The sequence below is a fragment of the Pseudomonas artemisiae genome (assembly GCF_057128685.1).
Genome location: NZ_JBSKHS010000001.1, coordinates 349,836 through 363,134 on the forward strand (window position 1 = coordinate 349,836; position 13,299 = coordinate 363,134).

Below are 13,299 nucleotides of genomic sequence, written 5' to 3' on the forward strand. Positions count from 1 at the left end.
CGGGCCATCATTCAAGGCGCCATGGGGCGCCCCCGGGGAGCGGGCATGCTGGAAAGGCTGTTTCAGTTAAAAGCACACAACACCAACGTGCGCACCGAAGTGCTGGCGGGGGTTACCACCTTCCTGGCCATGGCCTACATCCTGTTCGTCAACCCGAGCATTCTCGGTGGCACGGGCATGGACAAAGGCGCGGTGTTCGTTGCCACCTGCCTGGCGGCGGCCATTGGTTCGGCGGTGATGGGGCTTATCGCCAACTACCCCATCGCGCTGGCCCCTGGCATGGGCTTGAATGCTTTCTTCACCTATACCGTGGTGCTGCACATGGGGCACACCTGGCAAGTGGCGCTGGGCGCGGTGTTTATCTCGGCGGTGTGCTTCTTCTTACTGTCGATCTTCAAGATTCGAGAGTGGATCGTTAACAGTATTCCCCTGCCCTTACGCAGCGCGATCGCCGCGGGCATTGGGCTGTTCCTCGCGCTGATCGCGTTGCAGAACGCCGGTATCGTGGTGGATAACCCCGCTACCCTGGTGGGCTTGGGCGACCTCAAGCAGCCGGGCGCCATTCTTGCCGTACTGGGTTTCGTGCTGATCGTGGCCCTGGAAGCACGCAAGGTACGGGGCGCGGTGTTGATCGGCATCCTGGCCGTTACCCTGGTGTCCATCGCCTTTGGTTTCAGTGCCTTTAATGGCGTGGTTTCGCTGCCACCTTCGCTGGCGCCGACCTTCCTTCAGCTCGACCTTGCAGGCGCGCTGAACATTGGCTTGGTCAGCGTGATCTTCGCGTTCCTGTTCGTAGACCTGTTCGACAACTCTGGCACGTTGATCGGCGTGGCCAAGCGCGCCGGTCTGATGGGCAAGGACGGCCATATGCCGAAGATGGGCCGGGCACTGCTCGCCGACAGCACCGCCGCCATGGCTGGTTCGTTGCTGGGTACCTCCACCACTACCAGCTACATCGAGTCTGCCGCCGGGGTAAGCGCCGGGGGCCGTACGGGCCTGACCGCAATCGTAGTGGCGGTGTTGTTCCTGTTGGCGTTGTTCTTCTCGCCCCTGGCCGGTAGCGTCCCGGCCTATGCGACCGCCCCGGCCTTGCTGTTCGTGGCCGTACTGATGACCTCGGGCTTGGCGGAAATCAACTGGGACGACATTACCGAAGCCGCGCCGGTGGTGGTTACTGCCCTGGCCATGCCCCTGACCTACTCCATCGCCAACGGTATCGCCTTCGGCTTCATCGCCTGGACAGCCATGAAACTGGCCTCGGGCCGAGTACGCGACCTGAACCCAGCGCTGATCATTCTTTCAGTGCTGTTCGTGATCAAGCTGGGCTGGTTCAACGCATGACGGCCATCAACCCGGCGGGCTACGCAGAACAACTCGCGGTTAAGGTGGCACGCTTGAAGGCCCTGTTGGCGCCTTTCGATGCCCCAGAGGCCGAGGTATTCGAGTCCCCCCGCGAGCATTACCGTTTGCGGGCTGAGTTTCGCCTATGGCGAGAGGGTGGACAGCGCCATTATGCAATGTTCAACCCCGGCGACAATCGCACGCCTATCTTGATCGAAGCGTTCCCCGTGGCCAGCGCGCGCATCAATGAACTGATGCCTCAGCTCAAGGCAGCCTGGCAAGCCAGCGAGGTATTGAGCCATAAGCTGTTCCAGGTGGAGTTTCTCACCACCCTGGCGGGCGACGCGCTGGTTACCCTGTGCTACCACCGGGCATTAGATAGCCAGTGGGAGGCACACGCCCAGGCCCTGGCCGCGAGCCTTGGGGTGAGCCTGATTGGCCGCTCCCGTGGCCAGCGGGTCGTGATTGGGCGTGACTACGTGAGCGAAACCCTGACCGTCGGCGGCCGCGCCTTCCAGTATCGCCAGCCCGAAGGTGCCTTTACCCAGCCCAACGGCCAGGTGTGCCAGCACATGCTCAACTGGGCCTACGAGGCCCTTGGCCCGCGTGAAGATGACCTGCTTGAGCTGTACTGCGGCAACGGCAACTTCACCCTGCCCCTGGCCACGCGGGTGCGCAAGGCGCTGGCCACGGAAATCAGCAAAACCAGCGTGGCCGCCGCGCTCCATAACCTGGCCGACAACGCCGTGGGTAATGTGGAGTTGGCGCGGCTATCGGCCGAGGAACTGACCCAGGCCTTGAACGGCGTGCGAGCGTTCCGCCGCCTGCAAGAAATCGACCTGGCCAGCTACCAGTTCGGCACGGTATTCGTGGACCCGCCCCGGGCGGGCATGGACCCAGACACCTGCGAGCTGACCCGGCGCTTCGATAACATCCTGTATATCTCCTGCAACCCGGACACCTTGGCGGTGAATCTGGAGCAATTGAGCAGCACTCACCGCATCGCCCGCTGTGCGCTGTTCGATCAGTTCCCCTACACCCATCACATGGAAGCAGGGGTATTGCTGGTGCGCCGCTGAAGCCCGGCTGAACCAGCTGGATGCCCAAGGTAGCGGCCCTGGGCGTTCACATTTTCACCCCCACCCACGTCATTTACGCCACGCTCAAACGAGGTAAAGAGCGCCTAAGCACCCGCCAGGTGGCGCAGGTTCAGGCCTGGATATGTTCAGTGGCTGCCATGCCCTGGCAGGCGGGTGACAGGGTACAATCCAGGCGCCATGGCCTCGCGCCAGTTCAGGCCAGCCAGCACCTCGGAGCGTCAGATGTTATCCACCCCTGAAAGCATTCTTATCGGGCTTATCGGCTCAGGTATTCAATTATCTCGCACGCCGGCCATGCATGAGCAGGAAGGCCGTGCACAAGGCCTGGGTTATGTCTATCGGCTGGTAGACCTCGATGTGCTGGGGCTGAGCAATAGCGCGCTGGAAGAACTGCTCACCGCCGCGCAGCGGATGGGTTTCACTGGGCTTAACATCACTTACCCCAGCAAGCAGGCGGTCATCCCGCGGCTCGATGAGCTTTCCCCCGAAGCCAAAGCCATAGGGGCGGTTAACACCGTGGTGCTGAAGCAAGGTAAACGGGTGGGCCACAATACGGATTGCCTGGGCTTTGCCGAAGGGTTTCGCCGTGGGCTAACAGGCGTGGCCCGGGAGCAGGTGGTGCAGATGGGTGCCGGCGGCGCGGGTTGCGCGGTGGCCCATGCCTTGTTATTGGAAGGGGTGCGGCAGTTGACGGTGTTCGACCTCAACCTCCACAGCGCCCAAGCCTTGGTGGATAACCTCAATACGCACTTCCCTGGCGCGCCGGCGCGGGTGGGCACTGACCTGGCCCAGGCCGTGGTTCAGGCCAATGGCCTCGTTAATACCACGCCCATGGGCATGGCCAAGCTGCCAGGCAGCCCCGTCCCCAAGGCCCTGCTGCGCGCCGAGCTGTGGGTGGCGGAGATCGTGTACTTTCCGCTGGAAACCGAACTGCTGCGCGATGCTCGCGCACAGGGCTGCCGTACCCTGGACGGCAGCGCCATGGCCGTGTTCCAGGCAGTAAAGGCCTTTGAACTGTTTACCGGCCTTGAGCCTGATGCCGCTCGCATGAGCGCGCATTTTCATAGCCTGTAGGGCTTAGCCGGCCTTGGCTCGGCGCTGCAACCAGGCCGCGGCCACGCCGCTCGCGCAAATCACCACGATCCCGGCCACTGTGGTAGGCGTTGGGCTGTGGTGAAACACCAGCACGCCATAAAGCCCCGCAAACACGATCTGGCAGTAACCCAGGGGGGCGAGTAGCGCCGGCGGCGCATGGCGGAACGCCTGGGTCAGCAGCAGGTGGGCGGTCATGCCGCACCCCCCCAGGGCCAGCATGAACAGGCCGTCCAGCCAGCTAGGCCAGTGCCAGAAGAACGGCACTACCGCACTCATCAACAGGGTATTGAAGATGCCAGCGAAGAAGTTGCTGGTAGTGGGGCTGTCTACTTCCGCTACCTTGCGGGTAAGTAACTGGTAGAAGCAGAAAAACAATGCCGACCCGAAAGGGAACAGGATTGCCGGGGTAAACAGCTCACCGCCTGGATGAACGATGGTCATAACGCCACAAAAGCCCACCAGTACCGCCGCCCATTGGCCAACGGTGACCCGCTCCCCCAATAAGGGCACGGACAAAGCGGTCACCATCAAGGGCGCGAGGAAGTTGACCGCGGTGGCTTCGGCCAGGGGAATGTACTGCAAGCCTGAAACGAACATCAGGCTGGTACCCAGCAGGCACAAGGCCCGCAGTACCTGCAGCCCTGGCCGCTTGGTACGCAGGATGCGCAGCCCCGACTGGGGCAGAAAAATCCCCATCATCAGCAAGGTGTGAACGAAGTAACGCACCCAGATCACCAGCATGACCGGATAAAAGCCGGACAGGTACTTGGACAGCACATCGTGGCTGGAAAACAACAGTGTGGCGATCACCATCAACAGCATGCCTCTGAGCGGCTGGCTGCTTCCATTCAGCGACAGGGTGTTTTTGCTCATCGGTCAAAGGCGTTCCAGTACGCGGCGGTTTGCTTATAAGCAGGGCGTTTGTATTTAGAACCCAGTTCCTTCGCCAATACAAGCCAGCCAAGCCGCAACCAGACTTTTCGTCTTGGCCAGGCCCATTATTGAAATTCAGCGGCAAATCGTTGTCGTACCTTGCGAACAGAGGGTGCGAGAAACCTGAGTGGTTACCTAGGCTGCTTAGGTGACTGCCCGAGCGAGCCAGGCAACCCCTGCCACTGTGCGGCTTTTACATAGCCCTTCGGTTATTGGAAATTTTAAGGAGACACCCAGCATGCTGTGGAAAAAAGGCCGACGCAGCGACAACGTCGTTGATGCACGAGGTGATGGCGGTGGTGGCGGAGGCGGTGGCTTTCGTATGGGCGGCAAGGGCCTGAGCCTCGGCGCGGTGGTGCTGATCGTAGGCTTCGGTCTGCTTACTGGCCAAGACCCAATGCAAATTCTGGGGCAACTGACCGGCCAAGGCAGTGCGCCAGCACCTACGCAACAGCGCGCTACCCCGGCAACGGACGACCAGACCGAATTCGTGCGGGCCATCCTGGGGGATACCGAGGATACCTGGACCACGATTTTCAAAGAAAATGGCCGCCAGTATGAAGACCCGCCCCTGGTGCTTTTCAGTGGGCGGGTGAATTCCGCCTGTGGTACGGCGTCTTCAGCGGTTGGGCCGTTCTATTGCCCAGCGGACCACCGTGTGTACCTGGACACGGCCTTCTTCACCGAAATGAGCCAGCGCTTCGGCGCCGCGGGCGACTTCGCCCAGGCCTATGTGATCGCCCACGAAGTAGGTCACCACGTGCAAAGCTTGCTCGGTATCGCGCGTCAGGTAGACGCCGCGCGGCAGAAAGGCCAACGCATGGAAGGCGATAATGGCCTGCTGGTGCGCCAAGAGCTGCAAGCGGACTGCTTCGCCGGTGTGTGGGCCAACCATGCCCAGCAACGCTTGAAGTGGTTGGAGCCAGGCGATGTGGAAGAAGCCCTGAACGCCGCCAATGCCATCGGTGATGATCGCCTGCAGCAGCAAGGCCAAGGCCGCGTAGTGCCGGACTCCTTCACCCACGGCACCTCGGCCCAACGGGTACATTGGTTCAAGGCCGGCTTCGAGAAAGGCCAGATGGACCAGTGCGATACGTTCAGCGTCAGGAGCCTGTAAAGCCTGATTGGTTGGGGTTGCAGGAGCGAGCGCCAGTTCGCGAACCGGGGCCAGAGCTGGTTCGCCAACTGTCATTGGCTCCTACAATGCGGGTGACCAGCTTCACACCATCTTCAACAACACCCCACAATCCACCGCATGCACATCCGTTAATTCCGGCCAGGCATTGTGGGGCGAATTGACCAGCACCGTGCGGATGCCGGCAGCACGGCCGCAGGCCAGGTCCATCTGGTAATCACCCACCATCACCATATTCTGCGGCGACACCTGCCAGCGGCTAGCCAGCTTGAGCAGGCCTTCAGGGCTGGGTTTGTAGGCGGCGTCTTCCCGACCCAAAACGTTCTCAGGGGCAAAGCAGCTATCTACGCCGATGGCCGCCAAGGTGATCAACGCCAACTCGCGCGCGTTGCGGGTAAGGATGCCCAACTGGCAGCCGCGCTCAGCAAGCGCGTTCACCAGCGCGACGGCGCCCGGCGCGGGGCGGGAAGCAATAGCCAGCTCGCGCTCGTGCTCCAGCAGCCAGGCATGGCTGGCGGCGGCTTCGTCGGCCGGCAAGGCGGCCAAGTGGCCGAGGATGTCGCTGTCAGCGGGGATGTTCAGGCTTGTGCGAATAGCCGCGAAGTCATGCACGGCTACCGTGAGGGTGCCATCCATGTCGAACACCCAGTGGCGGATAGTCTCAAGCATCAGGCCAGTCCTTGCGGTGACGAATAAGCCCTTCTTGGGCAGAGGACGCAACCAGTTGGCCGGCGCGGTTATACACACTGCCGCGGCTGAAGCCTCGGGCATTGCCCGCCCATGGGCTGTCCAAGGCGTACAGCAGCCAGTCATCGGCAATCAGGTTGCCGTGGAACCATAGCGCATGGTCCAGACTTGCTATCTGCATGTCCCGGTGCCACACGCTCTTGCCGTGGGGCAGCAACGCCGTGGTCAGCAGATTGAAGTCCGACGCATAAGCCATCACGTACTTGTGCAAGGCCGGGGTGTCGGCCAAGGCGCCATCGGCGCGGAACCACACGTACTTCACCGGCTCCCCTGGGGCCGGGTTATAAGGGTCCCGCTCAGTCACGGGGCGCATTTCGATGGGCTTGGCGCACAGTAGTTTTTCCCGCATGTGAACGGGTATGGCTTCGTCCATCTGGCGCATCAGGTCCAGCTCGGTGGGTAGGTTTTCCGGGCCCACTACGTCAGGCATGGCGCTCTGGTGGGAAAACCCTTCTTCGTCGTATTGGAAAGACGCCGAACAGGTGAAGATCGTTTTGCCTTTTTGTACCGCGGTTACACGCCGTGTGGAAAAACTACCGCCATCACGTACCCGGTCAACCATGTACACCACAGGCAACGAAGCATCGCCAGGGCGAAGAAAATAGCCGTGCAGCGAATGCACATGGCGGTCGTCTTCTACGGTCTGGCTGGCCGCCGACAACGACTGCCCCAGCACTTGCCCGCCGAATAGCTGACGAAAACCCAGGTCTTGGCTACGGCCACGGAACAGGTTTTCCTCTATCGGCTCTAGGGTGAGCAGGTCGACGAGATCGTCCAGCACATGGCTCATGGGTGTTACCTCGGTTTACATAGATCAGAAAAAGCCATCATACCTTGATGTCCATGTGCCTGAAGTGATCTGCGTTCAAGGAACAGCGCCCATTCACACGGCCTTTGGCCCCCTATTGCAAAGCTGGCACACTCTTGACTTTCGTACAGCGGGCCGACCATGCCTTTACCTCTGGTTTATCACGAAGACTACAGCCCGCCCTTCCCGGTGGAGCATCGGTTCCCGATGGAGAAGTTTCGCCTGCTCCATGACCACTTGCTAAGCACCGGGGTGGTCATTCCGGAGCACCTGCATCGCGCGCTCCTGTGCCCGGCCGAGGTACTGGCGCTGGCCCACGCGCCGGATTATATCGCGCGCTACATGGCCGGCGAACTGGCCAGGGAAGATGAGCGCCGCCTGGGCCTGCCCTGGAGCGAGGCCCTGGCACGGCGCACCGTGCGGGCGGTAGGCGGCTCGCTACTGACGGCAGAGTTGGCCCTGGAACACGGCCTGGCCTGCCACCTGGCGGGTGGTACTCACCATGCCCATTACGACTACCCCGCAGGCTTTTGTATTTTCAACGACTTGGCCGTGGTCAGCCGTTACTTGCTGGCGGCCGGGCGGGTACAGCGGGTGCTGATTTTCGATTGCGATGTACACCAGGGGGACGGCACCGCGCGCATCCTTGCCGATACGCCAGAGGCGATCACGGTATCGCTGCATTGCGAGAAAAACTTCCCCGCACGCAAGGCCCATAGCGATTGGGACATACCCCTGCCCATGGGCATGGAAGATGAAGCCTACCTGCGGACCGTGGACGATGCGCTCAATTACCTGCTGCCGCTCTATCAACCGGACCTGGTGCTCTATGACGCAGGCGTGGATGTGCATAAAGACGATGCCTTGGGTTACCTGAAGCTTACCGACGCGGGGGTTGCAGCCCGTGACGAACGGGTGCTGCGGCATTGCCTGGGCCGAGACATCCCGGTAATGGGCGTGATCGGCGGTGGCTACAGTAAAGACCGCCACGCCCTGGCACGGCGCCATGGCATTTTGCATCAGGTTTCCCGCAACGTATGGGCCTCCACGAACCACCGGCTGTAAGGCAAGCATACCTTCTGTAGCGCACCACTTGCCGCTTGCTGCACGCAGCTGCGTTACACTACGCCCCCCTTTTTCCTCGGCGAGCTTTTCCATGGCGGTAACCTCCCCTGCCCCCAAGGTGGCAATCATTGGCGGTGGCCCCGCGGGCCTGATGGCCGCCGAAGTGCTCAGCCAGGCAGGGATGGCCGTAGACCTGTACGAGCGCATGCCCTCGGTGGGGCGCAAGTTTCTACTGGCGGGCGTGGGCGGAATGAACATCACCCATGCCGAACCCTCGCCTGCCTTCGTTGGCCGCTATGCCGAGCAAGCCGATTGGGTCGGCACCTGGCTCGCGGGTTTCGATGGCCAGGCGCTACGGGCATGGATTCATGGCTTGGGGGTCGATACCTTCGTCGGCAGTTCGGGGCGGGTGTTTCCTACGGATATGAAAGCCGCGCCCCTGTTGCGTGCCTGGCTCAAGCGCCTACGGGACGGTGGCGTGGTCATCCACACCCGCCATCGCTGGTTGGGCTGGGGCACACGCGGCGGCCTACTGATGGAACACAACGGCACCCAGCAAGAAATCCACCCCGCCGCCACCGTGCTGGCCTTGGGCGGCGCCAGTTGGGCACGCCTGGGGTCGGACGGCGCCTGGCTGCCTTGGCTCGTGGGGCGCGATGTTCCCGTCTCGCCCTTGCAGCCCGCCAACTGTGGCTTTGAAGTGAGCGCTTGGAGTGGCCTGATCAAGGAGCGTTTCGCTGGCGCGCCGTTGAAGAACATTGCCCTGAGCCTGGCCGGTGAGCCGCCTAGGATAGGCGAGTGCGTGATTACCGAAACCGGAGTGGAAGGTAGCCTGGTATACGCCCTCAGTGCCCGGATTCGCGAAACCATCAACCGCGCCGGCCACTGCACCCTTACCTTGGACCTGCTGCCCGCCCGCAGCCTGGCCCAGGTGGAAGCCGCCCTAAGCAAACCCAGGGGCTCACGCTCCATGGCGCGCCACCTGCAAGGCCAATTGCGCTTGGAAGGGGTAAAGGCAGCCCTCTTGCGAGAGCTGACCACGGCTGTGGTGTATCAGCACCCTGCCCGCCTGGCCCAGGCAATTAAAGCGCTGCCACTGACCCTGGTAAGGCCACGGCCCTTGGATGAGGCCATCAGCACGGCCGGTGGGGTACGACCCACGGCTGTGGATAACCGGCTGATGCTCACGGCCTTGCCTGGCGTGTTCTGCGCTGGCGAAATGCTGGACTGGGAAGCCCCCACCGGCGGTTACCTGCTGACCGCGTGTTTCGCCAGTGGGCGCCAGGCTGCCCAAGGGGTTATGGACTATGTGGGGCGCCTAGGCGCGGCCTAACCGTCCCACTTGGCCTTAAGGCTTGCGCTTACGCGGCCCGGTATTGAAGGCCGGCACCTTGCGCACCGGCTTTACCGCGGGTTCGGCCACAGGGGCATCGTGGCTTTCGGTCCAGCGGCCGAGGGTGGCTTTGCCGCCAGTGGTTTTGGGTTTTTTCGGCTTTTTGGGTTTTTTCAGTACCTGCCCACCAGCGGTGGTTTCTGGCACCCGGTGGTCCGGCTCGAAATCAGGCTCGTCCACCCGTTTGAGCGTTTGCCGGGTCAGGGCTTCGATCGCAGCCAGTTGCTCGACCTCATCGGCGCACACCAGCGAAATCGCCTCACCCGTAGCGCCAGCGCGGCCCGTGCGGCCAATGCGGTGCACGTAATCCTCGGCCACGATGGGCAGGTCCAGGTTCACCACCAGGGGGAGGTCCTGGATGTCCAGCCCACGGGCGGCTACGTCGGTGGCCACCAACACCGTCAGTTCACCTGCCTTGAAGCGGTCCAGCGCGCGCTGACGTGTAGCTTGGGGCTTGTCCCCGTGAATGCCATCGGCCGCTACGTTCAGCCCTTGCAAGCGCTCCACCAGTTGGTCCACGCCGTTGCGGGTTTTAGCGAACACCAGCACATGCTTCCAGCGGCGCTGGCGCAGCAAGTGGCAAAACAGCTCAGGCTTGCGCTTTTTATCCACGGGCACCACCGATTGGCGCACGGTAGTAGCGGCTTGGTTGCGAGGGCTTACCTCGATGCTCAGGGGTTCCTCCAACATTTGCCCGGCCAGCAAACGAATGGCGTCGGAGAAGGTGGCCGAGAACAACAGGGTTTGTCGCCGCTTGGGCAAGGCGGCGTACAGGTCGCGCAGCTCTTCGGCAAAGCCCAGGTCCAGCATGCGGTCGGCTTCATCCAGCACCAGGGTTTCCACCTGGCTGAACTTCACCGCGTTCTGGCGGTGCAGGTCCAATAGCCGCCCCGGCGTGGCCACCAGCACATCCACGCCTTTGCGCAGCGCCATCATCTGCGGGTTGATGCTCACGCCCCCGTATACCGCATAGGTACGCAGCGGCAGCCCCTCGGCGTAGGCCTTGATATTGGCATGCACTTGCTCGGCCAGCTCCCGCGTGGGCACCAACACCAACGCGCGTACGCTGTTGCTGGCTACCTGGCTGCCTTGGAGGGTCAGCCGTTGCAGCAGGGGCAAGGCAAAGCCGGCGGTTTTGCCGGTGCCGGTTTGCGCGGCGGCCATCAGGTCACGGCCAGCCAGCACCGCTGGGATGGCCTTCGCCTGAATGGGCGTAGGCGTGTCGTAGCCCAGGCTTTGCAGCTGGTTTAGCAGCGGCTCGATCAAGCCCAGTGAAGCGAAAGTCATCAGGTATACCTAGAAGTAAACTGGCAAGGCGCGCAGTTTACCTCGGATCAGCGCCGCCGCCATTGCGGCAAACCAATCAACACTACCGCGCCGACGATCACCAGCATCGCCACCACCTCCCAGCCGCCGATGCGCTCCCCGGCGAAGGCAATGCCCAGCAGTACCGCCACCACCGGGTTGACGTAGGCATAGCTGGTCGCGGCGGCTGGCCGAACGTGCTTGAGCAGGTACATATAAGCGTTGAAGGCCACGATCGAACCGAACACGATCAAATACGCCAGGGCCAGCCAGCCGGTCAGGCTGGGCCAGCTGGTTATCCGCTCGCCACTGAGCAGCCCGCAGATGAGCAAGGCGCCACCGGCGATCAGCATTTCCACCGCGCTGGCCATGCCGCCCGCGGGCAGGGGCAAGTGGCGGCTCCACACCGAGCCGAAGGCCCAAGCCGCGGCGGCGAATATCAACAAGGCCGCGCCGCCGGGGCTGCTCTGCAGGTTGCTACCCAGGTTCAGCAGGCAGATGCCTGCAAGGCCCAGCAGAATGCCGGCCCATTCCAGACGCGAGTTACGCTGCCCCCAGAACAACCCGAACAGCAAGGTAAACAGGGGCATGGTCGCTACCGCCAGCGCGGCTACCCCTGAGGCCACCCCAGCATGCTCGGCCAGTGTCACCCCACCGTTACCGCAACCGAGCAGCAATAGGCCCACCCAGCCACCCGCGCGCCATTGCGGCGCTGTAGGCCGAGGCGCGCCACGCACGCGCAGGATGCCGTAGAGAATAGCCCCGGCCACCAGGAAGCGAATACCCGCCATGGTAAGCGGCGGCCAAGACGCTACGCCAATGCGAATAAACAGGTAGGTAGAGCCCCACACCACATACAGCGCTAGAAAGGCACCAATCAGTAAGGCGGGGACAGGGCGGGAGGACATGGCAGGCGCTCAAGGCGAGAAAGGCGCCCATTGTACGAGCCAAACGCCGGGCGTCCAGTCAATGGCGCAACAGCAGCTCGCCTTCGATAGGTACATAGTGGCTGGCGGCGCGAATCAGCGAGTTGGCCGTGAGCCCCGGTGTGCCATAGACCGTGGTCTCTACCCCATGGCGCTGCTGGATGCGCTGGAGCAACAAATCAAAATCGCCATCGCCCGACGCCAGTACCACTTCGTCGACCTCTGCTGCTGCCTCCATGACATCGATGGTGATGCCCACGTCCCAATCGCCTTTGGCGGAGCCGTCGCTGCGCTGGATATAGGGTTTGAGCTTCACCTCGAACCCCAGCTGGCGCAGGATGCGTTGGAATTGCTGCTGCTTAGGGTCCCCACGGTCGATGGCGTAGGCAAAGGCCAACTCGATCGAGCCACGCTTGGCCACTTGGGCCCAGAGCGCGGCGTAATTGAAATGGCAACCGTGGGCATGGCGCACGGTGTAATAGAGGTTTTGCACATCGGCGAACAACGCAATGCGTCGCCCGCCGGTGCTGGTGGCGTCAGACGTAGTCATCATCATCGGCCAAGAACCCTCCGCCGTCACCGCTGTAGTCGGCGTCGGAGAGGCCGCCTTGGTCGTTGTTCCAGTTGTTGTCGCTCACCAATTGCGAGTTGTCCTCACCCCAACCGCCTTGGTCGGCGACTTGGTCTGACGCGGGCGCGGGCTCGTCGCGGATGATTTCGACGATTTCCTGAGAGGGGTTGTCGTGATGGAACAGGCTGCTGAGGCCTTCGGCCAACATCATGCCGCCCGCCACGCCCGCGGCGGTTTGCAGCGCCCCTCGCATAAAGCCGCCGCCAGCGGGTGCTTGAGGCTGGCCAAAGCCAGGTTGGTAACCCGGTTGGCCGGCGGGCTGGTATTGCTGGGCTGGCGGCGCGTAGCCACGGGCGGGCTCGCGCCAACCCCCACCCGCGGGCGCTGCGGGCACGGGTGTTTGATCGCGGCCGCCGAACAAGCCAGAGAGAAATCCACCACTCTGAGCCGGGGCCTTGCCAGTACCGGCGCGGGCTTGCTCAAGCTCGGCCTTGAGCTGGCGGTTCATTTCGTCCAGGCGCTTGACCGCTGCTTCTTGCACTAAAATCGCCTGTGCCATGTAGTAGGCTGCGGCGGGCTGTTGGGTCACATGTTCACGGATACGCTGTTCAGCTTGGACATCACGCGGGCTACCGTCCGCTTCGGCTTGCTTGAGCCGGGAAAACAGTCCGTCGATCAGGCTTTGTTCTTCGCTGTTCATGGCGACCTCGTCAATTGCCGTGGAGGGTCGGCCCCTGAAGGGCCACCTGCACAGTATTATGGGGCTCAGGCCAGGCGATTCAACGAGCGCCTGGCATGAAAAATTGTTAATTGCCTCGGCTTAGCCTCGGCAAGCGTTTGCCGCGCCTAAAGCATCCGGTACAGTGATGGGCCTGCCTGG

The 13,299-nt window shown here is 62.5% G+C and carries 13 protein-coding genes; 6 read left to right on the plus strand and 7 right to left on the minus strand.

Annotated elements, in window-relative coordinates; genetic code table 11:
* Window positions 1–45 precede the first annotated feature (45 nt).
* The 3 genes from ACWKV4_RS01590 (at window position 46) to ACWKV4_RS01600 (ending at window position 3,515) form a co-directional block, all read left to right on the plus strand.
* Window positions 46–1,341 carry an NCS2 family permease gene (locus ACWKV4_RS01590; protein WP_483830375.1) on the plus strand — a complete coding sequence of 432 codons (1,296 nt, stop codon included), beginning with the start codon at window positions 46–48 and terminating at the stop codon, window positions 1,339–1,341.
* Window positions 1,338–2,420 (plus strand): tRNA (uridine(54)-C5)-methyltransferase TrmA, encoded by a 1,083-nt coding sequence (gene trmA / locus ACWKV4_RS01595; RefSeq protein WP_483830376.1) that lies wholly within the window; start codon window positions 1,338–1,340, stop codon window positions 2,418–2,420. The genes ACWKV4_RS01590 and trmA overlap by 4 nt, the downstream gene beginning before the upstream one ends.
* Window positions 2,421–2,663: 243 nt before the next feature.
* Window positions 2,664–3,515, plus strand: coding sequence for a shikimate dehydrogenase (locus ACWKV4_RS01600; RefSeq protein ID WP_483830377.1), 852 nt, complete (start codon window positions 2,664–2,666; stop codon window positions 3,513–3,515).
* 3 nt (window positions 3,516–3,518) lie between these two features.
* Here the strand turns inward: ACWKV4_RS01600 and ACWKV4_RS01605 are convergent, their stop codons facing one another.
* Window positions 3,519–4,409, minus strand: a complete 891-nt coding sequence (locus tag ACWKV4_RS01605) for a DMT family transporter (protein WP_483830378.1) — start codon at window positions 4,407–4,409, stop codon at window positions 3,519–3,521.
* A gap of 298 nt (window positions 4,410–4,707) precedes the next feature.
* Between ACWKV4_RS01605 and ypfJ the strand changes: the two genes are divergently transcribed.
* A complete protein-coding gene (gene ypfJ / locus ACWKV4_RS01610; protein ID WP_483830379.1) occupies window positions 4,708–5,586 on the plus strand; it encodes a KPN_02809 family neutral zinc metallopeptidase in 879 nt (292 codons plus the stop codon).
* 102 nt (window positions 5,587–5,688) lie between these two features.
* Here ypfJ and ACWKV4_RS01615 read toward each other — a convergent pair whose 3' ends face one another.
* Window positions 5,689–6,273 (minus strand): HAD family hydrolase, encoded by a 585-nt coding sequence (locus tag ACWKV4_RS01615; protein ID WP_483830380.1) that lies wholly within the window; start codon window positions 6,271–6,273, stop codon window positions 5,689–5,691.
* Complete coding sequence (tesB, locus tag ACWKV4_RS01620) at window positions 6,266–7,141, minus strand: acyl-CoA thioesterase II (RefSeq protein WP_483830381.1); 876 nt, start codon at window positions 7,139–7,141, stop codon at window positions 6,266–6,268. The genes ACWKV4_RS01615 and tesB overlap by 8 nt, the downstream gene beginning before the upstream one ends.
* Before the next feature lie 159 nt (window positions 7,142–7,300).
* On the opposite strand from tesB, the gene ACWKV4_RS01625 reads away from it, so the two are divergent.
* Together ACWKV4_RS01625 and ACWKV4_RS01630 are read left to right on the plus strand one after the other, a co-directional pair.
* A complete protein-coding gene (locus ACWKV4_RS01625; RefSeq protein WP_483830382.1) occupies window positions 7,301–8,224 on the plus strand; it encodes a histone deacetylase family protein in 924 nt (307 codons plus the stop codon).
* A gap of 91 nt (window positions 8,225–8,315) precedes the next feature.
* Window positions 8,316–9,557: a TIGR03862 family flavoprotein gene (locus ACWKV4_RS01630; protein WP_483830383.1), complete on the plus strand. Its 1,242-nt coding sequence runs from the start codon at window positions 8,316–8,318 to the stop codon at window positions 9,555–9,557.
* A gap of 15 nt (window positions 9,558–9,572) precedes the next feature.
* Here the strand turns inward: ACWKV4_RS01630 and rhlE1 are convergent, their stop codons facing one another.
* From rhlE1 to ACWKV4_RS01650, 4 genes are read right to left on the minus strand one after another with little or no spacing between them, the layout of a single operon-like run.
* The gene (rhlE1, locus tag ACWKV4_RS01635; protein WP_483830384.1) at window positions 9,573–10,904 is read right to left on the minus strand and encodes an RNA helicase RhlE1; all 1,332 of its coding nucleotides are present in this window, start codon (window positions 10,902–10,904) and stop codon (window positions 9,573–9,575) included.
* Window positions 10,905–10,951: 47 nt separating this feature from the next.
* Entirely contained in the window at window positions 10,952–11,830 is an 879-nt protein-coding gene (gene yedA, locus ACWKV4_RS01640) for a drug/metabolite exporter YedA (RefSeq protein ID WP_483830385.1), read from the minus strand.
* 58 nt (window positions 11,831–11,888) lie between these two features.
* The gene (locus ACWKV4_RS01645; RefSeq protein WP_483830386.1) at window positions 11,889–12,398 is read right to left on the minus strand and encodes an NYN domain-containing protein; all 510 of its coding nucleotides are present in this window, start codon (window positions 12,396–12,398) and stop codon (window positions 11,889–11,891) included.
* Entirely contained in the window at window positions 12,385–13,119 is a 735-nt protein-coding gene (locus ACWKV4_RS01650) for a DUF2076 domain-containing protein (RefSeq protein ID WP_483830387.1), read from the minus strand. Before ACWKV4_RS01650 ends, ACWKV4_RS01645 begins: the two co-directional genes overlap by 14 nt.
* Window positions 13,120–13,299 lie beyond the last annotated feature (180 nt).